The organism is Agromyces luteolus, assembly GCF_009729855.1.
Classification (GTDB): Bacteria; Actinomycetota; Actinomycetes; order Actinomycetales; family Microbacteriaceae; genus Agromyces; species Agromyces luteolus.
This window is the reverse complement of the sequence record NZ_WODA01000012.1, coordinates 34328-57688: the sequence shown is the minus strand read 5'-3', so window position 1 is coordinate 57688 and position 23361 is coordinate 34328. Positions and strand designations below refer to the sequence as shown.

18 protein-coding genes and 1 pseudogene are annotated in these 23361 nt (G+C 65.6%); 12 read left to right on the top strand and 7 right to left on the bottom strand.

What is annotated here, in order from left to right:
* Positions 1–140 precede the first annotated feature (140 nt).
* Complete coding sequence (locus GLX25_RS07300; protein ID WP_155841694.1) at positions 141–800, bottom strand: hypothetical protein; 660 nt, start codon at positions 798–800, stop codon at positions 141–143.
* A gap of 115 nt (positions 801–915) precedes the next feature.
* Complete coding sequence (locus GLX25_RS07295) at positions 916–2157, bottom strand: RNA polymerase factor sigma-54 (RefSeq protein ID WP_166548573.1); 1242 nt, start codon at positions 2155–2157, stop codon at positions 916–918.
* Positions 2158–2476: 319 nt separating this feature from the next.
* On the opposite strand from GLX25_RS07295, the gene GLX25_RS18325 reads away from it, so the two are divergent.
* From GLX25_RS18325 to GLX25_RS07275, 3 genes and pseudogenes are all read left to right on the top strand, one after another.
* Positions 2477–3526, top strand: coding sequence for a hypothetical protein (locus GLX25_RS18325; protein WP_166548563.1), 1050 nt, complete (start codon positions 2477–2479; stop codon positions 3524–3526).
* Between the two features lie 257 nt (positions 3527–3783).
* Positions 3784–4197: pseudogene (locus tag GLX25_RS07280) on the top strand (helix-turn-helix domain-containing protein); the annotation flags it as partial.
* A 38-nt stretch (positions 4198–4235) separates the two neighbouring features.
* Positions 4236–4583 carry a transposase gene (locus GLX25_RS07275; RefSeq protein WP_166548572.1) on the top strand — a complete coding sequence of 116 codons (348 nt, stop codon included), beginning with the start codon at positions 4236–4238 and terminating at the stop codon, positions 4581–4583.
* Positions 4584–4849: 266 nt separating this feature from the next.
* Here the strand turns inward: GLX25_RS07275 and GLX25_RS07270 are convergent, their stop codons facing one another.
* Positions 4850–5776, bottom strand: a complete 927-nt coding sequence (locus GLX25_RS07270; protein WP_155841687.1) for a hypothetical protein — start codon at positions 5774–5776, stop codon at positions 4850–4852.
* A 361-nt stretch (positions 5777–6137) separates the two neighbouring features.
* Between GLX25_RS07270 and GLX25_RS07265 the strand changes: the two genes are divergently transcribed.
* From GLX25_RS07265 to GLX25_RS07245, 5 genes are all read left to right on the top strand, one after another.
* The gene (locus GLX25_RS07265; RefSeq protein WP_155841685.1) at positions 6138–6887 is read left to right on the top strand and encodes a response regulator transcription factor; all 750 of its coding nucleotides are present in this window, start codon (positions 6138–6140) and stop codon (positions 6885–6887) included.
* Between the two features lie 132 nt (positions 6888–7019).
* Positions 7020–8993 carry a sensor histidine kinase gene (locus GLX25_RS07260; RefSeq protein WP_155841684.1) on the top strand — a complete coding sequence of 658 codons (1974 nt, stop codon included), beginning with the start codon at positions 7020–7022 and terminating at the stop codon, positions 8991–8993.
* A 346-nt stretch (positions 8994–9339) separates the two neighbouring features.
* Entirely contained in the window at positions 9340–9903 is a 564-nt protein-coding gene (locus GLX25_RS07255; protein WP_155841682.1) for a hypothetical protein, read from the top strand.
* Between the two features lie 101 nt (positions 9904–10004).
* Positions 10005–10508: a hypothetical protein gene (locus GLX25_RS07250; RefSeq protein WP_155841680.1), complete on the top strand. Its 504-nt coding sequence runs from the start codon at positions 10005–10007 to the stop codon at positions 10506–10508.
* 286 nt (positions 10509–10794) lie between these two features.
* Positions 10795–11745, top strand: coding sequence for a glycosyltransferase (locus GLX25_RS07245; protein ID WP_155841679.1), 951 nt, complete (start codon positions 10795–10797; stop codon positions 11743–11745).
* A 1080-nt stretch (positions 11746–12825) separates the two neighbouring features.
* Here the strand turns inward: GLX25_RS07245 and GLX25_RS07240 are convergent.
* Positions 12826–13602 carry a hypothetical protein gene (locus GLX25_RS07240; protein ID WP_155841677.1) on the bottom strand — a complete coding sequence of 259 codons (777 nt, stop codon included), beginning with the start codon at positions 13600–13602 and terminating at the stop codon, positions 12826–12828.
* 26 nt (positions 13603–13628) lie between these two features.
* The gene (locus GLX25_RS07235; RefSeq protein WP_155841675.1) at positions 13629–15746 is read right to left on the bottom strand and encodes a hypothetical protein; all 2118 of its coding nucleotides are present in this window, start codon (positions 15744–15746) and stop codon (positions 13629–13631) included.
* 259 nt (positions 15747–16005) lie between these two features.
* Between GLX25_RS07235 and GLX25_RS07230 the strand changes: the two genes are divergently transcribed.
* The 3 genes from GLX25_RS07230 (at position 16006) to GLX25_RS07220 (ending at position 19693) form a co-directional block, all read left to right on the top strand.
* Positions 16006–16749: a hypothetical protein gene (locus GLX25_RS07230; RefSeq protein WP_155841673.1), complete on the top strand. Its 744-nt coding sequence runs from the start codon at positions 16006–16008 to the stop codon at positions 16747–16749.
* 146 nt (positions 16750–16895) lie between these two features.
* The gene (locus GLX25_RS19480; protein ID WP_155841671.1) at positions 16896–17198 is read left to right on the top strand and encodes a helix-turn-helix domain-containing protein; all 303 of its coding nucleotides are present in this window, start codon (positions 16896–16898) and stop codon (positions 17196–17198) included.
* Between the two features lie 575 nt (positions 17199–17773).
* The gene (locus GLX25_RS07220; protein ID WP_155841669.1) at positions 17774–19693 is read left to right on the top strand and encodes a hypothetical protein; all 1920 of its coding nucleotides are present in this window, start codon (positions 17774–17776) and stop codon (positions 19691–19693) included.
* A gap of 267 nt (positions 19694–19960) precedes the next feature.
* Here the strand turns inward: GLX25_RS07220 and dinB are convergent, their stop codons facing one another.
* On the bottom strand, positions 19961–21157 hold the full coding sequence (gene dinB, locus GLX25_RS07215; protein ID WP_155841668.1) for a DNA polymerase IV: 1197 nt from the start codon (positions 21155–21157) through the stop codon (positions 19961–19963).
* Positions 21158–21433: 276 nt separating this feature from the next.
* On the opposite strand from dinB, the gene GLX25_RS07210 reads away from it, so the two are divergent.
* A complete protein-coding gene (locus GLX25_RS07210; protein ID WP_155841667.1) occupies positions 21434–21802 on the top strand; it encodes a hypothetical protein in 369 nt (122 codons plus the stop codon).
* 226 nt (positions 21803–22028) lie between these two features.
* Here the strand turns inward: GLX25_RS07210 and GLX25_RS07205 are convergent, their stop codons facing one another.
* A complete protein-coding gene (locus GLX25_RS07205; protein WP_155841665.1) occupies positions 22029–23285 on the bottom strand; it encodes a Fic family protein in 1257 nt (418 codons plus the stop codon).
* Positions 23286–23361: the final 76 nt, after the last annotated feature.

Here is a 23361-nt window from a genome sequence, read left to right as displayed (position 1 = left end):
GACTCGTGCAGCTCGGGCTGCTCCCACTCGTAGGACTCGTGCAGCTCGGGCTGCTCCCACTCGAACGATTCGTGGACACTCATCAGTTGACTCCTTCTAAGGCGGCTGGAAAGGCTGGAACGGTGCTCTGCCGGCGGCGCTCAGGCGCCGTAGATGACGATGCGGCGGCCCTGGCGCACCCAGCGCCCGGACGTGCGACGGCCCTGGAGGCCGCCGCCGAGGACGACCGGGACCAGGCCGGGGAGGTGGCGGCCGGCGGCGGTGGCCACGGCCTGCGTCGCCGCCTGTCGGGGCGGCAGCTGGCGCGTACGCACGGCGATCCTCGCGGCGTCCTGCGCGGTGCGGACGAAGGCGCGGGCGACCTCGAACTCACGGTCCTCTTGCGAGAGCGCCTCGAGCTCGAAGCGGCCGCCCAGCCAGCGTCCGGCGGCGGTGCCGAGCTGGCCGCCGGTGCTGCCGCCGAGCGCGGAGCCGACGATGCCGCCCACCTGGGGCAGGACCTGCCGAGCGGCGTTCTTGAGCACGCCGCCGAGGGCCCGTCCTGCGGCCGACCCGGCGAAACTGCGGGCCGCCGAGGTCGCCGAGCGGACGAGGCTGCCGAGGAAGTCCTCGAGCTCGTCCTCACCGCTGACCTCGAGCAGCCGACCGGCCAGCTCCATCTCCATGGCCTCGGCCTCGTGGCCGGCCTCGAAGGACTCGTACTCCTGGGCGGCGCCGTACTCCTGGGACTCGTAGGTCTCGTAGCCGGTCTCGCCGGTCTCGCCGCTTAGCTCGAACATGGCGCGGTCGATGTCGTGCATGGGTGTCTCCTGTCGGTCGATGGCTCTGCCCACATCCATGCAAGTTCCGTGCCACGCCTACCCGGCGGCGCTCCGGCGAGTCGAGCGAATTGACGTTCGCTTGAGCGGCACCGGGTCAGCGCATGGGCGAAGCCGGCTTCGTCACGAGGGCGCGGTACTTCGCGACAGTGCGGCGCGCGATCGGGTCGCCGACGCGGGTCAGGAGCTCCGCGAGCTCGCGGTCGCTGGCGCCGGGGTTCTGCTCGAGCGCCATCGCGACTCGGACCCGAGTGGAGGTCACGGCACCGAAGTAGGCGGCCATCGGTACCTGCCGGCCGTCGGGGCAGCGTGTCACCTTGCCAGTGACGACGCGACCGACAGTCGACGGGTGCACCTCGAGCGCGGCAGCGACCTCCTGGCGGCGCAGATGTGCGTGCCCCTGAGGTCCGTCCAGGATGAAGCCGCGCTGTCGGACCGCGAGCTCGTCGGCGACCCGCTGCAGCATGTGCCCGCGCGCCGCGACAGCTGCGAACAGACGCTGCGCGGCCTCCCTGTGAGGCGCCACCCAGGCGCGTGCCTCGAGCGTCTGCACCAGGAGGTCCGGCACCACGACGAGGCCCACGGCGGCGGCATCGGCGACGTGGGCGACGAGCGGTCCGCCCCCTTCGGGCTGCGTGAACACGACGTCGGTCGGGGAGCTGCGGGCCCCGCCACCCGCGAGCGCGACGTACGGCCGGGTGCGCGCCCGCAGAACCTCCACGGCTCCACGGACAGCCGCCTCCGTCGTGCCGGTCGCGGCCGCCACGTCGGCGTACCTCTCGTCCGCGACCTCCGCGAGCCAGCGGTCTGCGAGCTCCTGGACGATCGGCGGCACTTCGCCGTCGGCCACAAGCGCTGCCGCCTGGACGCGTACGCAGTCGACACGGGAGCGGGCCGCGATACCGGGCGGGCCAATAGCGCGCAGACCCGCAACGACGAGGGCGACGGCGTCCGCGGGGGCATCCGGCGGGACCGGCATCAGCCCGTGGTCGTCGAGCGCCGCAACTACGAGCTCGAGGACCGGGCGCAGAGTGGCCGGCAGCTCGGCCGCCGCGTCACGGAGGAGATCCCCCCGCCAATCCACGGTGGCCTCGGGCTCGAAGTCCCAGTGGGCCGTCGCGCAGGCGGCGCAGCGGTCAGCCACCGTCGCCAGCCCGCACGTGGGGCAGGAACGCCACGGAACTCGCTCGAGCAGCGGGTTGTCAGCGACCGCCCGGTCTATCGCCGCATCGAGCTCGACGGCACTCGCAGGGAGCAGGGCTAGGAAGGACAGGATTCGCAGCCCCGGCCGCGCCTCGAGCCGGGGGGTCAAGCCGAGTGCCGGCCCCGACCGTTCCACCAGGCACACGCTACTCCCGGCCAGGCCGTGCGCGCACCGCTCCAGCCGGCGCAGCACCCCGGCATCGGCCAGACGTCGTGGTCGACCCGTCACGCCCATCCACGAGTGCCAGTGTCACGACATGATTGCCAGCGGGTCCAACCGACGGAACGATGTCTGGAACGCCATGGCAGGCAGCGTGCGTTCCAGTACTGCACGGGCGCATGTCGGTGCAGGCCCTGTTGACGAGCTTCACCGACGCGAGGATGCTGGGCGGAAAGGGGGTCGCAGTCGCCGTCGTCCCAGAACGGCGGCCACGAGGCCCACGGGGTGGTGCACCATGCCTTCCGAAAAGAAAACCAGGACCTTCTGGAACCGAGGATGGGCAGTCATCCTCGGTATCGGAGCATTGGCTTCGGTAATCATCGCGGTGTTCGGGGTGTTCAACCTGTTCAAAGACCCGGCTGACCAGGCGTCGCTCGCGGTCACCCTCGGTGCGCCGATGACCCTCCAGCAGTACACCTCGATGAGGGAGGCCGAGGACTCAGGGACTGACACGGGAGCACCCCGATCTGAGTCCGGCCAGATGGCGGTCATCCTGGTCGGCGAATGGCCCACCTCCGATGTCGCCTCGAGCCCAGGCGACCGCGATACGGTCACCGACCTCGCAACCAACCCTCTCGGCCCGATACTTCCGGACCCGGGTCCTGTGGCACCGGACCCCAACACACCGGATCCCATCGCACCGGACCCGGATCCCGCCGCACCGGATCCGGACCCGGTAACGCCGGACCCGGACCCCATCGCGCCAGACCCCGAGCCGGACCCCTTGGCGCCCGATTCCGCAGCGCCGACAGATCCGAACGCACGATCGGACCCAGCCCCTGAAAATCCCGGCGGTCCGGATGCTGTGGCTCCGCTCGAGGCAACGTACGGCATTACCGTCGAGGATGTGAAGTCGTTGAATATTGTGCCGGTTTCTCCAGCGAGAGCTGTCGACGCCAACGACCCGGACCGTCCCGAATTGCAGCCCGAAGAGGTTGAAGCACGACTGGCGAAGATGTTCAGTGCCGTGGCGACAACCCAAGGTGACGGCGTCCTCAACCTGCTGGGACACACGGTCACCGTCAACTACACGCTCGATGGCTTCGCCGGGGTTCCGCTCGTCCTCACATGGTCGATCAGCGGCCCGCCAGTACCTGGTGAATGGGCGGCCAGCGAAGTGGAATACGACATCCGGGCAACGACGGATCATGACGACGGAACGTTGGACCTCTGGGTGCCGGACCTCAAAGCGGGGGGCGCGTATGTCGTCACTGCCAAGCTCTTCCATGCTGACAGCAACATTCCGATCAGGACGGAGCACCTCACTGTCGAGAACGCGCAGTAGGACAGCAGCCGACGGGGATTCGCGAGCCGCCACGCTGCCGACCACCCGATCGATGCCGGTCGAAGCCACGTTCAAACCCGCCCTGACGCGCAGGAGCTTCTCCTTCAGGATCCACAACCGCACGCGAACGGGACATAATCGTGCGCCGTACTTCGGCGGCTAGATGTAGTTCCCCGGCACGTTGTGAACGTGTGATGTAGCGAAGACCTCCGGGACGATGTGGGTTACCACACTCGCATCAGCCACCGGAGGTCTTCGTGACGCACGCTAACGCGCTTCTGACGCCCAAGGGACGGCTTCGCCTGGCCAGGACCGTCGTCGACGATGGGTGGACCCTCGCTCGAGCCGCGGAACGACATCAGGTCTCTCGCGCGACAGCGAAGAAGTGGACCGACCGGTACGGTGCCGGCCTACCGATGACGGACCGTTCTTCACGGCCTCACCGGACACCGGCCCGGCTGGACCGACGCACCGAACGGCGGATCATCGCGTTGCGCTTCACCCGCCGGTGGGGGCCGCATCAGATCGCGTACCGGCTGGGCTTGCACCCGTCCCAGGTGTGGCGGGTGCTGCGCCGGTACCGGATGCCGTTGCTGGCGCACCTGGACCAGGCCACCGGGCTCCCGGCACGCCGGACCCGTGCAATCCGATACGAGCTGAAGCGCCCCGGGGTTCGTGGAGGGCCTGATTCCCCGAGAGGATGAGGGTTATGCCGGTACCGAGGAAGTATCCGCAGGAGTTGCGGGAGCGGGCCATGCGGCTCGTGCAGGAGGCGCGCAAGGAGGATCCGAAGCTGTCGTTGAACGCGGCAGTCGTGCGGATCGGACAGCGCACGGGCGTGAATCCGGACACGCTGCGGGGCTGGTGCAAGCAGGCCGCGATCGATGCGGGCGAACGGCCGGGCACGTCGTCGTCGGACGCGGCGAGGATCAAGCAGCTCGAGGCTGAGAACCGTGAGCTGAAGCGGGCGAACGAGATTATGTTGGCGGCGTCCTCGTTCTTCGCGCGGGAGCTCGACCCGCGCAAGGCGTCTGAGCGCGTCGGTGCGGACGGGTAGACTGCCGTTGACGATCTCCCCTCATCGACACGCTTCCCGCGCCCGACGACGCTGCAGCCGACGAGGGCTCCTGAGAGGTCACCATCGGCGAGGTCGGCACGATCGAGGTCAGCTCCCTGTGACCGGTGGGGTCGATCTGGCCCACTCGGTCGGGAAGTCACGTCGTGAATGCGTGCATGTGGACCGCACCGGACGCCTCGCAGCAGGACTTCGGCCTCCAGAGAGCAACGGTGACTTTCGCCCAGCGATAGGCGTCGCGTCGGTCATCAATGCTTGTTTGGGATGATCCACCACGGCTCGGCACCCGGAAGCGGCGGGAAGAGGTCGTACTCCGACGCGATCACCACGCCCGATCCACGCGAACCGGCGTACGTCGGTCGAATGGCAGCGCCAGGACGTAGCGAGGCGTGGCCATATCCGCTTTGAGCCTGCTCGGCCTCCCGCCGTCGCCGCGCTTCGGCAATCTGGCGACGCCGTTCGTTCTCCATGCGTTCTACGGCGGCCGGCCATGCAGTGCGGAACTTGTCGTCGCCGTTGCACATGAGAACGAGAGACGGGTGGGCGGCGATGAATCCATCGTCGATTACGCGATGGCCTGACCAGTTCAGATACCACCACCGGGGAGCATCCAACGCATCTGGGGCGGCACCCTGCCGCTCGATCTCAAGCCAGAACTGTGCCACTGCCTCGGTGGCTTCCAGCAAATTGGTAGCTGCCGGCGGTCGTTTGGGAAAGACCCCATTGTGGACAACCTGCAGGGTCACCGACGCAGCCTCCAGAAGTGCCCAAGCAGCCTGCCGGTTCAGTTTGAAAGCACCCGAAGTGATGACGAAGTTGAGACGATCCTGGATGTCCTGATGCAACGCCCAGACTACCGGCCCCACCAAGTTGCCATTGCGGTCGCGCGAGAGCCTCCGATGCGTCGCCTCCAGGTGTCGTCCATAGGGGTTCTGGGAAACCCATACCCAGTCAGCTGCCCACTTTTCAATGATCTGCTGGTTCTTGCGCCGTTCAAATCGACTGCTGTCGTTCCAGCGCTTGATGGCGACTCGCGTGAACTCGTCGAATTGCCACCATGTCGGCGGACCGGCGAGATGGGCGACCGTGCTTGCAGCGTACGCAACGAGTTGCTCGGTGAGTTCAGGTTCCTTCGGCCCAACCCCTCGTGCCAGTACTGCAGTGTCTTGTTGCATCGGGACCTCCCACGGATCGTGGCGTCTCCCCACGGCGTCTTTGGCCGTGGTCTGACTCATCACACTGTGGCGCGCAGGCGCCCCATTCGCGTCGACCCTGGGTTGTGACTCTCCGCTCAACCCAGAGGAGGAGTCTCATGCGCGCGCGGCCGTGTTGAACGGCGCCTGAGTGCATGAACGCACCGATTGAGGCCCCACGTTGCGCAACGCAAGTGCGGCGTACGCCCTAGCGAGGATTCGACTCCGGCGTTGACGCCGTCGATGCAGCGAGCGTTCGGAGGCGTACGGGTCAGTCTCTTGCGCCGGGCTTGGCCGGATAGCGGTTTCAGCGAGATACTGAGACAACCTCGGGGGGACTGTAATGGGTACAAGTGAGGACGCTCGCGGGACGCCGATTCGCGTCGTCTTGGTGGACGATGAGCGTCTAATCCGGGCGGGTCTTCGGATGCTGCTGGATGCCGAAGAGCATATCGACGTCGTCGGTGAGGCATCCAATGGTCAGGAGGCTGTCGAGATCTCCTCGGTACTGCTCCCGGACGTCGTCGTGATGGACCTGCGAATGCCCGTCATGAATGGCACGGAGGCGACGCGGCAACTGACTTCTGACCGGTTCGAGCAGGAGAGCGGCCCTGTGCCGGCGATTCTGGTCTTGACGACCTTCAATGACAATGATGCGGTGCGTGCGTCGTTGCGTGCCGGCGCGTCCGGCTTCATCTTGAAAAACTCTGCCCCAGCGGTTTTGGCAGATGCGATCGCTGCTCTAGCGGACGGAGGCGGGTGGCTAGACCCGTCTGTGACTCGAGGCCTTCTGCAGGACTTTGCAGATCGTCCGGACCCGCACATGCCGACGCCGGTAGAACTAGAGCAGCTCACTCGTCGCGAGCGGGAGGTGCTGGTCCTGATGGCGCATGGTCGCAGCAACACGCAGATCGCTGGCGAGCTGTTCCTGAGCGAGGCGACTGTAAAGACGCACATCCATCGGATCTTCCTCAAGCTGGGTCTGACAGACCGGGCGCAGGCGGTTTCCGTCGCGTTCAGGACGGGTTTGGTGCGGTCCGGGCGGTGGGCCGAAAAATCGGCTTCGGCCATGCGACCGGCCGATGATTCGTAGTGAGTCGCTGAATCGGAGGCTGTGCACGGCCGCATACATCTGACGGTCGATCAGTCAGGTCGAACCCGGGATGGATGCGAAGTCGGTCCGATTTCGAGAGGCTGTGTCGAAGGCGCGTCGGAGGGAGCCGTCATGCCGGACACGCCGGACACGCCGGTTCGAACGCCGGCGATGGCGAGGCATCGCGTACCCGTCCCCGGGCCCTTCGACATCGCGCTAGTCGCGCTTCTCGGCGCGTTTTACGCCGCCGTTCTCGTGACGAGTGATGTTCCGCACGTCAACCTCTCCTTCGCTATCCCGTGGTGCGTCATTACTCTGGTGCCGCTCCTCTGGCGCTCGCAGGCACCCATTATCTGCCTTGTGCTCGTGCTTGTACTGCTGTGGATCGCGCTGGCGGTGCTCGGTGCCGAGGTGCTCAGCGAGGCGGCGCAGTTCGTCTGGATTGGTCCGCTTGTAGCGCTCGGGGCCACGGCAGCACGTCGCCCGCTGCGGGCTTCTCTGCTGAGCTTGTTAATTGGCTTCGTTTCCCTGGCCGCGTTCGTCTTGGTGGTATGGCCGGAATCGGCGGAGTGGGACATCTTCTTGAGCGCGGTGGCCTGCGGCTTCGCCTGGGGGTTTGGTCTCCTCGCACGGCGCCATCATGAGCGCATCGGGGAACTCCGAGACCGGCAAGAGCGGGACCGGGATGCGGTACAGCTGGAGCGGTCGAAAATCGCCTTTGACCTGAATGAGATCATTCGGTCCGCCGTGAACCGAATGAGGGACGAAACAGCGGAAGCGCGCCGGGCGATCAAGCATGATCGCGACCGGGCGATCATCGCACTGTCAGCGATCGAGGCAACCGGTATCGAAGTCATGCACGAGCTTCGGCGGCTTCTGCACGTCCTACACGATGATCCCAACCTCGTTCCGCGTGAGCCCGCCGACCACAGCAGAGACCGAGCTGGCACGACGCGGAGCCTGTTGGCCGTGAGCCGATCGGATGTCTGGATTGCGGTGGGGGCGATCGCAGCGAGCGTGTTCTTTACACTGCTCGCGCTTGAGGGCACAGCAGCGATGCTCGCCTCCATGTACTTCGTGGTTGCATTCAGCGTGCTGGTCTGGCGTCATCGGTTCCCGGTCCTCGTCTTCGTGGCCGTAATCGTCGGGCATGCGATCGGCGTCGTGCTGTTCCACGACAGCGATTTCGTCTGGGACAGCTTCACCGCGTACGTACCAGTCTTGGTAGCACTGGCGGCAGTAGCGGCCGATACGAAGCTATGGGTCTCGCTGCCGATCTTCTTGGTCGCCTGGTTGTACTTGGCTGTGCCGTCCCTCGAGTACCCTGACCTCCTTCGCGAGAACCTTTCAGCTCACGCGTTGGTAGCGATCACTGTTTGGGTGTCGGCTTTTCTCGCAGGAAGGCGGGCACGTCAAATCGCACAACTCGAAGCTGACGAGGTGACTGCGAGCAAGGCCGTCGAGTTGGAGCGGACTCGACTGGCGTATGAGCTCCATGATGTGGTTGGCCACGCCGTCACCGTCATGGTTCTTCAGGCGGCCGGGGCAGCGCGGATCATGGAACGGGATCCGGCCCGCGCGGAGGACGCGTTGCCCGCGATCGAGGCGGCTGGTGTTGAGGCGGCGCAGGAGCTCGAACGGTTCATCAGTCTGCTCGGCGACGGCGAGGGCTCACTCATCAACCCGCAATCAGGGCGCCGATTGGGCCTAGCCGACCTGGAGGACTTGGTGGAGAGAGTCCGGCCGACTGTGGGCCGAATCGAGGTGCAGCTAACGGGCGTGCCGCGCCGTCTCGAATCAAGCGTCGACTGGGCGGCCTACTGCGTATTGCGCGAGGCGTTGGCCAATGCCGTGAAGCATGCTGGGTCTGAGGTGCAGGTCGATATCTCGATCTCGTGGGCGGACGAACTCGTGCTGCTTCGAGTCGCGAGCAATCACGGGGTGGGCGCACGCTTGCCGTCCTCCGACCTGTCTGGGGGCTACGGGTTGGTGAGTCTTCGTGAGCGCGTGCAAGTCGCCGGCGGTGAACTGCACTGGTCAGAGGACGACGGCGTCTTCACCGTCGATGCGCGCTTCCCACTGACATCGGACGCGATGGCGCGGTGAGGCCGAGCGGCATTTCCTCAAGAGACGCTGACTCGCCACGCTTCTGCACCTGGCTCGAGAGGGACCGATATCGGTCGCGGAGAAACCGGGCGTTTCTTGGCTGCAACACAGGCGCGCCCTTGGCGACACGGGGGAGCTGCGCGCGTCGTCTGCGAGCTACCAGGAAACGACTGCATCCGCGAGTAGCGCCATGGATGCACTCGGGTACATCCCGAGATGGAACGGGGAGTGACATCCAACGGCGGACGCGGAGTGCTGGCACGAGCGTCAGAGTGTGACGTGCCAATTCACCGCCGTACCTCACGCCGCGAAATGCGTGACGGCTAGCAGCGAGAGAGGGGACAAGATGTCCGAACCGCAGACTACTCCGCAGGCAACGGCGCACAAGACCGGAAGGTTCTGGACTGTCGCCGGCGTCCTGGTCGGGTTGGCGGCGCTGGTGATCGGGTGGTTCGCATGGCTCAACCCGGATCCAGTTGGGCAGCCGAGTACCCGGGAGGATCGCCTGTCGTACATCGAGCAGGTGGACGCTTCGTGTGCGGAGTACCTCGAGTTCTTCGCCACGCTGGCGCTTGACGGTGAGGTCTCATCTTCCGAGGACCTCGTGAGAATCATCGATGACATGCGGAGTTCAGCGCAGGCGCTGGATCACCTGTGGCGAACGTGGCAGTCGATCGCGCCGCCTCGTGACGCTGACTACAGCATCCTGCGACCGACGCTCGACGCCTTGGAATCCATGAGGATGTCGACGGATAGCGTGACCGACTACCTCCAGCGGGGGCTTTCGGGCGGCGCAATCGACCAGGCAGTGCTCGCTAGCGAGCTGGAGCAAATGACGCAGCACGCTACCGACTTCCGACGGCTCGCCCGCGAGTACGGCTTTGCAATCTGCCCCCAGCTGGGCGCATAGACGGGAGTTCCGCAATGAACCTCAACCATCCCGCCCGCACTCTCGCGGTTGCTGCAGTGCTGACCGCACTAGCACAGACTGCCCTACTCTCCAGTTGTGCGATGGTCCCAGACCCCGAGCCGGCGGGCGATCAGCGGCCTGTCGACGAGTCATATGACGGCGAGCAGTTCGATGATGGCTCCGACTCACTCGATGATTCGACCGACTACGGAAGTGACGAAGCAGGTACTGAAGACGACTTCGAGGGGGAGCAGTTCGAAGACGACGAGTTCGAGGCTGGAGACAATGGTATGGGCGGAGATATTGCTGGCTTCGTGCCTTCGGAGCTTGTCGGCGTTTGGTCGGGCGGCGATGGCTGGTGGCTTACTTTCGCCGCGGACGGCTCATACGTATGGACGGGCAGGAACAGCGTCACAGACTTCCAGGACTCGGGCGTCGCCATCGTGTCCGGCTCGACACTGGAGCTCTACTCTGCGAGCGGCACTCTCGAACAGATGTCATTCTCGATCGAGCCGCCCGCCGTCGAAGAGGTCTATGGCGTGCAACTCGGGGACACATTGACGCTGAGATGGGCCGGAGGTCAATCCACGTACATGCGAGACTGAGCCTCGAAACCGTTGTTCTGCTCAAGTTGCGCCGCGTCGCGCTCGCCCAAACAGGCTCTGGTACAACGTGTTTGTTGGAGACGGTGGTCGGTCGGCATCGACGCGTGTGGCAGCGGTTGTTATCGTCGGCAGCATGCGGGTGCTTTGCTCATTTGTGGGTGGTGCTGGTCATTTCATCCCACAACTCCCGCTCCTCCGAGCGCTCGTCAGCGCGGGCCACGAGCTCACTCTGATTGGCCGAGCGTCGGGCGCGCGCTCAGCCCCCGAGGAGCTCTTTCGGCGGACCGTGGCCCGGCCCGATCGTCGAACAGAGCTCAGCGACGAGATCTCTTCTTTGGCGCCCGTCAACATCGAGGCTGAGCTGTCGGTTGTAGCGGACCACTTCGCGGGTGCGGCCGCTCGCCAGTCGGCTGCGGCGGTCGAGCCGGAGTTGGCCGACCTGGACCTAGTGGTGTGCGACGAGCTGGACTTTGGCGCAATGGCTGCGGGGAGAAGCGCGGGTGTTCCGGTCGTGGTCGTCTCGGTGGTCGCTTCCGGCGCTTTGGTGCGTCGGGATCGCATTGGAGATGCTCTTGACCGCTTGCGCGCGGAGTTGGGTTTGTCCCAACCGATCCGCTACCGGGGAGATCTCTTCGTGGTTCCCTTTGCGCCGATGATGCGGGATCCGCGCTTTCCTGCCCCCGAGGATGCCGTGTGGATGCGGCCCGATGCGGGACGTGAGCCTGAACCCGATGGATCGCTCGTGGTAACTCTCGGCACCGAGTTCAATACCGAGTCGGGCGACCTCTTCGACCGGATTCTGGCCGCAATCGCGGAGTTGAGTTTCCCGGCTGTTGTGGCCGTGGGACGCGATCTAGACCCGGCCCGCTTCGGGCCCCAGTCTTCGCACGTTCGCGTCGAGCAGTATGTTGACCTCGGTGCCCTCGTCCCACACGCATCCGTCGTTCTGCATCACGGAGGCAGCGGACTCTTCCTTCAATCGGTTTTGGGTGGCGCTCCGCAGATCGTTTTTCCTATGGGCGCGGACCAACCATTCACTGCCAAGCGTGTGCAGCAGCTCGGCGTGGGTCTCGTCCTCGATCCGATCACCGCGCCGCCGGTGGACATCCTGAATGCCATCGCGGAACTCCATAGTGATGCGGATACTCGTACTCGCGTTCTAGATCTGCGAGCAGAAACGCTCGCTCTCCCGGAACCGTCTGCGGTCATTCCCTACCTCGATGCCCTTGTCCGGTGAGTGATGGCCAGGACCCACTGAGTCCTCCCAGCGGGTCCGGACACGCGACTCTTCGAGGGCTCTGCCACCGAGCTCGAACTTGAAGACGAGCACATCCAGGGTGCGAGCGCGCGGGCCCGATCGAAAACTGTCATGTCTCAGGAGATCAGTGAGAGGTCTGCATCTTGCATCGGTGACGTTTCGACGTGGTTTGGTGGTGACAGTTCCTCGACGTTTGGGGGATGAGCCGTAACGAGCCAGTCGATCCTCGTGTCCGGCTCGCGATCACGCCGTGGCCACCGGATGCGCCGCGCGAGGTGGTGCCGACGTTCTGCCATGAGCAGAAAACTCGCGGGAGACGTTCTACCTGAGACGCCGGCAGGTCGAGGTCGCGGGCCCGGCCGCGGCCGCGTCGAGGTCGAACTCGGAGACTAGCGCATCCAAATCGCGTGATAGACCGTCGGAGTCAAGCCAGGGTCGATGACTTGATCCGCGCACGTTTATCCAACACTTTTGACCCGAGACGGCTCGAGGTAGGTCGAGCTAATCGGGTACTGTCGAAAAGCGATAGCGACGATCACGGCAAGGAATTCGTGATCAAGTCGAGATTGTCCGAGGCATCCCGGCCTATGCCGAGACGGCGAGCTCGGACCGAGGAGATCCATCGGTCGCCAGTTCGATCCTGGCCCGCCCCACAAAAGCCCTGTTGATCTGGGCTTTCTGCCCTTTTAGTCCGTGTCGCCGCGGTCGATTTCCGAAGGGCTGGGGGATCGGGCACGGTGCGACTCGCCAGCTCTCGCGTGTGCTGGAGCCGCAACGAATCGATCTCGAATGAGATCAACTCCCAGCAGCAACCGCAGCTGGGACAACTCGCCCCTCCACCAGACCCAAGAAATTCACCTCGAGCTCTATTGCACTGGGCGATGAACACGTCGAGTCAGCACGAGCTGGTTGCCGATGTACGTCGGGCGGCGTGAATGGGTACAGGGCAACGAGGTCCCCTACTCGACCTGAGGCCGCACCGTGTTCAACACGCGGACGCCCTGAGGGACCCGAGGTAGCCACGGGCGGTCACCAATCGTCGGCGCCATACGTTCGCGTTCACTTCTTCGCGATGCGAGCGAGGAGTTGCTTGACGAGCACCTCGTAGCTCTGATCCTCCGGTTTGACGGGCTTCGGAGCTTCCTTTGCTTCGGGAGTCAGCTCACGCGGTGCGATGCCGGCGGCACGGACCTTCGCCATCTCGGGATCGACCGGATACCACTGACGATTCTCCTCCTCCCGCGCGCTCACGAGCAGGAGCTTATACAGCGATCTCTCGAGATTTAGCCTGTCGTCGACCAGGCCGCGCACGGCCGTCGATGTCGCCGTGGTCTTCTCACGCGCCGCCGTCAGGGGCGCGCGCTCCTTGTCTGCGAGTTCACGGATGGCGCGCTCGGCACTCTGGTCCGCCGCGTCGACACTCAGGAGTGCACTTCCGAGGGTGTACAGGACGCCCAGGCTCACGTGTGTGCGCGCACGAACTAGATCCTCACGGAAGTCCCTGGCCGCTGCGGCCGCCTCGCGCCCTTCCTTCTTCGCGGCCTCCGTGGCCTTGGAGCTGGCCGTCGCCTGCGCCGTGGTTTCAGCTTGCTCCGCTCGCTTGTTCGCAGTCTCGACCAGCGTGTCGAGACTGGTCCGCGCCGCGAGGGAGGATTTCGCGCTCTCGCATGCACGGCGTCCAGTCTCCGACGCGGTGCGAATGCGCTCGAGGTGCGCCCTCAGTTGAGGTTCGCTCTTCGGCGGTGGGGCCGCGGCATCAACGAGATCCGACAGGGCTGCATCGAGAGACTCCGTCGCGTCCGTCAGCGCCTTCCATACGTCGCTGTGATCAGGCATGCTGTCCTCTCTTCGTGGGGCCTTGGTCAGAGCCACGTGGTCGCCCGGTGACACGCGAGGGTGTACGTGACATCAGGGTCTTGGTCGAAGTCGCCCCACACGCGTAGAACGGCGGCCTCGCAGGCGAATCGGTCCGCGAGGTGCTTGTCGGCGCCGTCGGGCTCCGGCAGTGCGGCGGCCCAGGCTCGACGTTCGCGGCCGCGGAACCCGTCTTGGAGGAGATCTGGCCTCCGAGAGGTGCCGGTCCCGGGGGTCCAATCCAGCTCGCGGAAGCGATCGATTAGGAACAACTGGCGACGCCGCGCGTACAGCGTCCGAGACGCGTTCCCGCGCTTCGACCTCGCGTTCAGGTAGAGCCAGAGAGCTTCGTAGGGCGAGAGAGGGGCGTCGCCGAGGGAGTCTGGTGTGGACGCCGCGAGATTTCGCGATGCAACAGTGTGCATCTGGAGAAGTCGAATCAACAGGTCGTTGCGTCGGAGACGACCGATGGAGATCCGCACAGTGCCGGTTGGAAGTGCGGGGAACGGTACCTCGGAGTACAGTGCTTCTCGGACGTACCAAGCCACTCTCGCTCGAACGATGGAAAGCCATCTGCCGGCGGCCAGCTGCCGAAGTTCGCTGTCGATCGCGCCTTCGAGGAACGCCCGGTATCCGCGATGATCGACGTCGACACTGCTGGGGTCGCGATAGATGAAGTTCGCGAGTGTCGCGGCGGCGCCGCGATTGTTCGGGTCGTCGTTGAGGGCGTCGTGGAGGAGCGGGACCGCGGCCTGGCGCAATTCAGGTGTTGACTCGAGGGCGGTGGTCGCGACGTACTGATACGCGATCGAGGTCGGCTCGCTTGCGCCGTTCAATCCCGGGCGGATCGACCGGTACGCTCGCGCCATCTCCGAGATGACCTCTCCCGCGACTAGTGCAGCCAATCGACCGGGCTGCGATGGCTCGGGAATGTCCTTGAGCCGACTGCCGTTGACGTCGAGGCGTCGCGCGATCGTCACTCGACCGTTCCGCGAGATCGCCATGGAGACGGCGCCGTCCGTCTCGTTCTCGACCTTCAACTGCCACGGGCTCGTCCCGAAAACGAGCTTCACGAGGGATTGGAGCGCGGCGACGAAATTGTTCTGGGAGACTTCCGAGATCGCCTTCGCCTGGTCCACGATATCAGTGCCGACCGGGAACTCGATGCCGCTATTCGGTCGTCCCGCCATCGCGTCGATCGTCGTCATCAGGCGAGTCGCGTCGAGGCCGGATCCGTCGTTCTTGGACGTGATGGAGATCGTCATTCTCGGCTTGGTGGCCCACCAGTACGCAAGCAGCACCACTGCCGCGACGGCGAGACTCAAATATAGGACCCACCATCCCCAAGCCCAGTTCAAGAGCTGGGCCACGAAGGTCGAGTAGTCCGGGTCGACGGGAGTACCGCTATCGCCACGATCACCGAACCACATCGCCCGCGTCGCAAAGAGCGTCGGCGTTCCTATCGCGAGGACAACCCCCAGGACCCCCGCGAGCTCGCGCTGCCAATTCCACGTTTCCCTGTCGCTGAACAGGCCGAACAGGACGAGAAGTCGCGCGACGGCGATCAGTGCGATCGCGGCCAGGGAGACGAACGTGACGATCGGAGCGAGAGGCTTAACCACGTCGGTCTGGAACGTCGTCCAAAGCTCGCCCAAACCCTTCGCATCCACCGTCGGGCGTACTCCTTCGGACGCCGCTGTGTGCTCGTCAAGGCAGAGCTTGTTGTCATCTCGCGCCGTGCGCAGCGCGTCGATCATCGCCAGCGCCGCTTCGAACTCCTGCTCCTCGTTAAGCGCTCCCGCGATTTCGCAGACAGCTGCGTTGATTTCAGTCTCGGTCGCTGGCGGCTTCTCGGCGGCAAGAACGCAATCGATGACCCGTCGTGCGATCGGGGCAACGGGTTGTGTATCCCCGTCGTCCGTCGCATTGGCTGCCTCGAAGAGTTCCGCCGTAACGGACGCCGCCGAGGCCGGGTCAAGTTCTCCGAGTGCCCCGAGTACCGTGCAGGCTTCGTCGGCGGCTGCGGCACTCGGCGCGCTCGTCGGGAGGGGCGCAACGGCGAGAAGAGCGACCGCAAAGAAGCCGGCGGCCAATCCGCCGGCAAGTAACCGCCCCCACGGTGGCATCGCCGCCCCAATGCTCGTTCCAAGCTGGTTCAGACCTGCGCCAATGCTGGCGCCCCGCTAGATCAACTGTCAAGAAGAAGGCCCCGTTCGGGGGGCGGATGCCTGAGCCGCGCCGGCGTCTACTGAGCCGCACGGGCGAGCGAGCGGGGCGTCGTTCGTTGCCTCGCTCGCGGTGGTCTCCTCGGTGGCCAAGGGTCGGCTCAGATTCGCCGAGTCACTGGTTTGTGCCGCCGTTCAAGATCAGGGCCACACTGTCCCTATGCAACCGGAATGGTATGACTCCGCATTTCTCCAAGGACTTGCAGGCGCGCTTATCGGTGCTGCCGCAGCGATCGGAGGCGCCTGGATAGGTGCCAGGCAGGCGGGCAAGAGCGCTGCCGAGACTGCGGCCAAAGACCGAGAGGCACTCGCGGAAGTTGGCACTGCAGATCGTCAGGCGATCCAGGACCAAGCTCACCGCGATCGCTTGCACACGGCCGATCTCGCCACGAGGGAACGCCTGCACCAGAACCGAACCGACTTGATCGAACGATTGAGCGATCAGCATACCGAGACGAAGGTGTTCTATCTGACCTGTCATCGGTTGCATCGTGAAATGAACGACGCAGCGGTTAACGATCGAGCCGAGCAATTCATGTCGCTCTCAAACGAGTTCGGCGAAGCGTGGGAGCGGCGATGGCAGGAGCTCGACGGACGGGTGACCGACTTGACATTGCAGGCGGCGCTGTTCGTTGATGAGTCCGCGGGTCCGCGACTCGAGGCAGGGCAGGCAGCCGTCGGGAGGTGCCAGCGTGCGATCTTGGACAACGCTCAAGCCGAGGAAGAGGGGAAGATTCGAGGGGGCTCCACGACGCGGATCCTGCGAATCAATGAGGATAGGCTCGCTTACCTCCTCGAACTCGACCGACAGATCCTTCGTTCGATCCTCTTGCTTGCAATGGTGACGAATCCGGCCAACAAGAACTGGTTCGAGCAACAGTACCCAGCGCCAAACGATGGATAATCGTTGAATCTCTCGAGCAACAAGACACTCGGCTGGGGCTCCGATTCTGGGGGAGTTTGGCAGAGCCATTTCCCGATGCCGGTGGGGAGGGTGTAGCACTGAGTTAGCCGATCGATCCCTCTGGCTCGGAGGTGACGCTCTAATGGATGACCATACGGTGGTCGGTCGTGTGCTCGCCATCTTGGCGCGGTTGGGTCTCGCGCTATATCGGGCTCGCCGAGATCACGGCGATGACGTCGATACCCAAGCCAACCGTGCGAAGGATCGCAGAGGATCTCGTTCGGCGTGGGAAGCTGGAGCGGACACCGCTCGGATACGGACTGGGATCGTTGCGAAGTCTCGGGCCTCCGTTGCCTCAGTACGAGCTCGACCATCGGACCGAGTCCTTCGCCGACCGGTTCACCTCGTCTATGGACGGGTGGAAGCTTTTGTCTCCCCGGCGCGTCTGAACACCGACCGATCCGGATAGAGCGGCCACATGTATCGCGGCGCTGAAATGATCATGGTCGCGCAGACGGAACTTGGGCATGGTTCCGAAAGGCAACCATCCGGTTCCCGTTCGAAACGACCACCGAGCGTGTGACCAGCGAGAATGCACTCAACCACGACGGCGTCCCGTGGACCGACCGGGTAATCGACGAGGAGTTTTTCGTCGTGCTCCGACCGATATTTCTCGAACGACTAGCCATGCAATGGTAGGTCACCTCGTTTACCGCCTACTGGCCGGCGCGCTGTTCTACGGAGCACACAACCCTCTGTTCCCGGCTACGTCACTGTGTCTCCACCGGAATCGATCACGCGAGCCTCCGTACGGACGGGTACACCTCGACTTGGCCGTGATTGTGCAGCAGGCGCGAGCCGTCAGTAGTCCCGTTTCACGAGATGCCCCTCCAACAGGTCGCTTTCCCTTCCTCCGTTTTGCCCACTATGGTCAGCGGCAGAAGAGCCGAGTTCTTGGGGGAGTGCCGTGCGCGGGATCCGAACTTTCGCTGTCGCCCCGGATCGCCGAGTAAACGTAGGGACCATGGGGGTTCGGTCGACCGCCTTTGTCATGGCGGCGATCCTCGCTCTTGCGGCTTTGTCCGGCTGTGCACCCGCTGAACCGGACCCCGGGTCGCGGATCACGGTTGCCGTCGACGGGGACTCGGATGCCGCCACCGTGACCGCCGGGACACTGACTGAGACATCCCTCGACGGCCTGCGGGAAGCAACCGCCGCCGGCGCCGTGATCGGCGTACCGACGCAGATCGAACTCGACGGGGAGATGCCAACGACCGGCGTGCAGCTGACTCGGGTGTACCCGGAACCGCTGCCGGAGGAGACGGCCGCCGCGTTTATGTTCTTCAACGATGAACTGGGCGGATGGCAGGCAGTCCCATCAGAGCTATCCGCCGACCGACGGACGCTTACCGCGACCGTGCACCACCTGTCGTTGTGGGACGACATTGTCGCCGGCGGACAGCAGGCCCTGCAGTCAGTCGTGAATGGGGCGAAATCCGCCGGACAGAGCGTGCAGGAAGCCGCGGCGGCCGTCGGGAACTCATTGGAGGAAGCGAATACGAACATCGGCAAGGCGTTCGCGGACGGAGCCGACGCCCTCTACTTCGGCATCGGGAAGATCTTCGACACCCGCGTCGACGACCCAGTCTGCGACATGCCGGTAACACCGCTGTGGGTAGAGTCGGTCGTCGTCATCGACTATAACGCCAACAACCCGATCCTCTTCTGTACGGGACGAGACGCGAACTCACCAGAACTTCTCGTGGTGAAGGCGCGCGTGAACCGAGGATTCGCCTACACGGTCACAGCGGCAGCCACGCCGCAATGGTCGTACAACTCCACGGTCGAACAGGCAGCGTTCGACGCGGCACTCCAAGCTGTGGGGAACATAGACACCGTCATCGCCCAGTCCATCTCCGATCTAAGTGCAAACGGCGTCATCGTCGGGCCAGCACAGGAGATCAGCTACGGGTTCAGCTCGACGGCGGTGGACTCCGTCCCGATCGGTTCCCCCCTCGTCACTTTGCACCCTCCCACAGTGCCCCAGTTCCTGACATCTTCAATCGCCAGCGCCCTGGTGAAGTGGGGCCTCTCAAGTACGGACGGATACTTGGCGGCAACCATTGCGGTGGCCTCCTGCACAAACGCCCTCAAAGACACATCCGACGTGCTGTCTGGGGCAGCCGCCGTACTCGACTGCCTAGGGGAGGCCGACGAAGAGATCGCAAACAAGCTCGCGCTTGCGCTGCTCGAGACGGGGAGCTCCCCGCAAGCCGCCGGCGCAGCAGCCGGATCGATGGTCGCGAAAGCCAGCCTCGTGCTGGCAGTGATCGCACCTGCGACGGCTGCCCTGAACTTCGTCGCCGAATCGGTCACTCCTGAAAGCACACGCACGGTCACCGTCTTCACCACAGGCGGTGGCGAGCTCGACGACCTCTCGTCGTGGGTGATCGGGTACGGCACCCTCGGACCGCTCACGGCGGGGATGAGTATCGACCAGATCACCGAGGCGCTGTCCGCAGAGGCTGGGCAGACCATTGAGACGGGCAGGTACGACGACTTCAGCGGGTACTGCCGACAGGGTGCCCTGTCTTCCACCGGGACGACGGCGCACATCGGCTACCTCGCCGAATCCGCAGGCTCGAACGGCCCAGTGGACCGGTTCAGCATCTCCGGGCCGTACGAACCGTCCGACGGCTTCACAGTGAACGACCTCCCGCGCACAGCCGGAGGCAACAGCGTCGGGTCCACCGAAGCCGACATACGAGCCGAATTCGGCGCCATGGAAGAGCGAGCGAACCCATACGTCGAAGGCGGGAAGCTTCTCACTACCCTCGGGCCCGGAATCAGCGGGATCGTCTTCGTCACCGACGAGACCGGCACCGTGACACAGGTCGTCACTGGAAACGTGCCGCAGGTGTACTACTCCGAAGGGTGCGCGTAGATGACTTGATCCGCGCACGCTTATCCAGCACTCTTGATCCGAGACCGCCCGAGAATCCTCGAGTCCATCGGGTAACATCGGGAACCGACAGCGCCGATCGTGGCAAGGAATTCCAGATCACGTCGAGAGTATTCGAGGCATCCCGGCTCGTGCCGAGACAGCGGATTCGCACCGAGGAGATCCATCGGTCACGGGTTCAAGTCCCGTCCGCCCTACCTCCAGATCTCGACCTTCGCTCGTGACGCCGGTCGTTCCGGCACGTCGTCCTCACTCGTGTTCGGGCAGCACCGGCGCCGACCATCCCGGATCGCGGCCGAGCTGCGCAGCGCGTGCGACGGATGCCGCGCCGAAGCGATCGCGGACGGCGTCGAGCACCGAATCGAGGCGCGCCCCGTCGTCCCAGTCGATCGGCAGCTCGGGCTGGAGGCGATCGCCGCGGGCCAGGTGGGAGAACGAGACGCCGATCAGGGTGATGCCGCGCTCGGCGATCTCGGGCAGGACGGCGGCGAGCAGTTCCCGCGCGATGGCGAGCAGGACCGCGGTGCGGTCGGTCGCGGACCGGAGGGTGCGCGACCTGCTGGCCTTCGCGAAGTCGCCGTAGCGGAGGCGCAGCACGACCGTGCGGCACCCGCGGTCCCCGTCGCGGAGACGGCGGGCGAGTCGATCGACGATCTGGGTCAGGATGAGGTCGAGCTCGTCGGCCGTGCGGGGGCGGCTGCCGAGTGCGCGTTGCGAGCCGATGGAGCCGCGTCGGCGCGTCGTGTCGACGGGACGGGGGTCGCGGAGCCGGGCCAGCGCGTGCAGGTGCGCGCCGGTCGCCCTGCCCAGCAGCCGCTCCGCGGTCGCGGCTTCGAGCTCCGCCAGCTGCCCGACGGTGCGGATGCCGAGGCGGTGCAGCTTCTCGGCAGTGACGTCGCCGACGCCCCACAGCCGTTCCACCGGCAGCGGGAGCAGGAACGCCGCCTCCCGCTCGGGCTCGACCAGGAGGAGCCCGTCGGGCTTGCTCACCGCGCTGGCGACCTTGGCGAGGAACTTGGTGCGTGCGATCCCGACCGAGATCGCCAACCCGACCTCCGCACGGACCCGCCCACGCAAGCGCACCGCGATCTGCTCGGGCGTGCCCGCGATGCGTCGGAGACCCCCGACCTCCAGGAACGCCTCGTCGATGGAGAGCCCCTCCACGAACGGGGTCGCGTCGCGGAAGATCGCGAACACGGCTCGACTGGCCTCCGAGTACGCGTCCATCCGCGGGGGGACGACGACCGCATCCGGGCAGAGGTCCCGGGCCTGCCGGCCGCCCATCGCGGTGCGCACTCCGCGAGCCTTCGCCTCGTAGCTCGCCGCCAGCACGACGCCGCCGCCGACGATGACCGGGCGGCCCCGCAACCCGGGCGCGTCGCGCTGCTCGACCGACGCGTAGAACGCATCGAGATCGGCGTGCAGCACGGTCGCCTCGCCCCGCATCGCGTCCCTCCCGCCGATCGTCCGTCAAGCGGATCGTCGCACGCACCGGGGACACGGGATGCTTCATCGCGACGACGGGGAACGCCATGTGCGAAATCACACCAGAACTGGGGGGCGGTCATGGTTGACGAACGACCAGATGCCTGAGTACTTCTGGTAGGCGAAGCCTCCTGGCCGCCACGAGAGGAACACCTCATGCCGAAGATGCGCAGGACGACACAGCACCCCTCGCTGCTGCCCGGATGGACGATCGAGTTCGGCGACGACGGGCGCACGATGACGGTGATCGCGCCCGAGGGCGTGCGCCTGACCGGTGATGTCCTCCGCGGCATCGGATGGGCCGACGCGGTCGACGCCGCCGGCATGAACTCGCCCGAGATCGATGCGCGCTGGCTGGCCGAATTCACCTCCGAGCGACCGTTGCGGCGTCCGCGCGGCGGGTCCGCGGAGTTCGACGCCGAGGTGGCGCGGCTCTACCGCAAGGCGGTGCTCGCCGGTCTGACGCCGCGCGAGGCCATCGCCGCCCTGCATGGGGTGGACGCGCAGACGGCGGGCAAGTGGATCACCGAGGCCAAGCGCAACGGCCTCATCGGTTCGCTGACCGAGGAGCGTTCACGCGCCCTGCGCGAGCTCGGAGAGGGCTGAAATCTCGCTCGGTGCCCCGGGTCGATCACGTCGTCGGGTCGGGAAGCCCGCGCAGGCCAGTCCTTTTTTCAGGACGCGCGAGCCGCGGCATCCGACCCCCCGGATGAGAGCGCGCACGAACGTGACGACCGCCACGACGATGCCGATGGCGGAACCCACGATCGCGAGGATGAGCCCGGTCGAAGACGGGCCTCGACCGCGGGATGGCGCCGCCGCGCCATCCCGTTCAGCGGTGCCGTGCGGATCGCCGGATCTCCGCGGCGTAGTCGTCGAGCGCGTCGAGGATGCCGGTGTGCTGCCAGACCCGGTTCCGCGCGCGCCCGGAACGTTCGACGAGAACGCCCCGTTCGACGAGGGTCTCGATCGTGCGCTTGGCGGTGACGTCGTTGAAGCCGAGTTCACGCGTGAGATACCGGCTGTTGATGATCGGCTGGGCGATCAGGCGGGGAAGGAGCGCCCAGGCCTTCGAGACCGACCTGATGCCGGCGAGCTTCTGGCGAGATGCCTCGAGTTGGTCGGCGAGGGCGTCGACCAGGGCGCGGCCTGAACTCGCTGCATATCGGGATGCGTCGGCGAAGCTGTGCGCGATCGGGCCGGCGTCGCCGTCGCGGAACGCCCGCAGCGCCTCGAAGTATCGGCTCACGTCGACGAGCAGGCCCGCCGAGAGCGGCACGGTCGTGTGGGTGGCGAGTCCCTTGTTGCGCAGCATGGCTTGGGCGAGCGCGCGACCGGTGCGGCCGTTGCCGTCGACGAACGGGTGGATGGACTCGAACTGGGCGTGCGCGACGGCGATCTGCAGGAGCGCGGGCAGGTCGACGCGGCCGGCGAAGGCCACCAGGTCGTCGATCGCGGCGGGAATCCGTTCCGGTTGCGGCGCGATGTAGTCCGCACCGCGCGGGCCGGCGTTGTCGCGGCCGCCGATCCAGACGAGCTCGGTCCGGAATGCACCGGCCTGGTCTTCGAGCCCGACCTGACGGCGGAGGAGTTCGCGGTGCATCGCCAGGATGCTGTCGGCGTCGAGATGCTCGGACAGCGTGATCGCCGCCTCCATCGCCCGAACGTTGCCGATGACGGTGGCGGCGTTCGCGCGATCGCCCTCGTCGATCTCGGCGAGGGCGAGCTGGCGGGCCGAGGCGGTCAGCTGCTCGATCTGGCTGCTCGAGGCGCTCTCGGTGCGGAGCAGGATCGCCGACATGGGTCCGAGTGCGGGATGCTCCGCGCCGAGGCGGATGAGGGCGTACCGGTCGAAGTCGGCGAGCGCGAGCGCGGCCTCCTCGATATCGGCCGTGTCGATGCCCGAGAGGCGGGGCGACCACTCAGCGATGCTCGCCGTCTGCGCGGAGACGTACGGGCCCGTCTGACGGCGGACCTCGGCGTTGGAGAATCCCGCCGGGTTCCGGGGCCGCCACTCGCGCGGCTCGGCGGTGGTCGGGGGGATCGCGATCCGGAGGCTCGCGACATCCGGCAGCTCATCTGAAGCCATGAGCGAAGTTTACCTACATATAACCTCTTATATGTAAGTAAGCAGGAACTCCACGTGTAGTCGAATGATGCCGCGG

What these genes read in the sequence shown, in the direction of transcription:
- GLX25_RS07275 (WP_166548572.1), top strand. Translation starts at nt 4,236, where the DNA reads ATGCCGGTACCGAGGAAGTATCCGCAGGAGTTGCGGGAGCGGGCCATG.
- GLX25_RS07265 (WP_155841685.1), top strand. Translation starts at nt 6,138, where the DNA reads ATGGGTACAAGTGAGGACGCTCGCGGGACGCCGATTCGCGTCGTCTTG.
- GLX25_RS19480 (WP_155841671.1), top strand. Translation starts at nt 16,896, where the DNA reads ATGACCATACGGTGGTCGGTCGTGTGCTCGCCATCTTGGCGCGGTTGG.
- GLX25_RS07270 (WP_155841687.1), bottom strand. Translation starts at nt 5,776, where the DNA reads ATGCAACAAGACACTGCAGTACTGGCACGAGGGGTTGGGCCGAAGGAA.
- GLX25_RS18325 (WP_166548563.1), top strand. Translation starts at nt 2,477, where the DNA reads ATGCCTTCCGAAAAGAAAACCAGGACCTTCTGGAACCGAGGATGGGCA.
- GLX25_RS07250 (WP_155841680.1), top strand. Translation starts at nt 10,005, where the DNA reads ATGGTCCCAGACCCCGAGCCGGCGGGCGATCAGCGGCCTGTCGACGAG.
- GLX25_RS07300 (WP_155841694.1), bottom strand. Translation starts at nt 800, where the DNA reads ATGCACGACATCGACCGCGCCATGTTCGAGCTAAGCGGCGAGACCGGC.
- GLX25_RS07210 (WP_155841667.1), top strand. Translation starts at nt 21,434, where the DNA reads ATGACGGTGATCGCGCCCGAGGGCGTGCGCCTGACCGGTGATGTCCTC.
- GLX25_RS07205 (WP_155841665.1), bottom strand. Translation starts at nt 23,285, where the DNA reads ATGGCTTCAGATGAGCTGCCGGATGTCGCGAGCCTCCGGATCGCGATC.
- dinB (WP_155841668.1), bottom strand. Translation starts at nt 21,157, where the DNA reads ATGCGGGGCGAGGCGACCGTGCTGCACGCCGATCTCGATGCGTTCTAC.
- GLX25_RS07230 (WP_155841673.1), top strand. Translation starts at nt 16,006, where the DNA reads ATGCAACCGGAATGGTATGACTCCGCATTTCTCCAAGGACTTGCAGGC.
- GLX25_RS07220 (WP_155841669.1), top strand. Translation starts at nt 17,774, where the DNA reads ATGGGGGTTCGGTCGACCGCCTTTGTCATGGCGGCGATCCTCGCTCTT.
- GLX25_RS07260 (WP_155841684.1), top strand. Translation starts at nt 7,020, where the DNA reads ATGCCGGACACGCCGGACACGCCGGTTCGAACGCCGGCGATGGCGAGG.
- GLX25_RS07235 (WP_155841675.1), bottom strand. Translation starts at nt 15,746, where the DNA reads ATGCCACCGTGGGGGCGGTTACTTGCCGGCGGATTGGCCGCCGGCTTC.
- GLX25_RS07240 (WP_155841677.1), bottom strand. Translation starts at nt 13,602, where the DNA reads ATGCCTGATCACAGCGACGTATGGAAGGCGCTGACGGACGCGACGGAG.
- GLX25_RS07255 (WP_155841682.1), top strand. Translation starts at nt 9,340, where the DNA reads ATGTCCGAACCGCAGACTACTCCGCAGGCAACGGCGCACAAGACCGGA.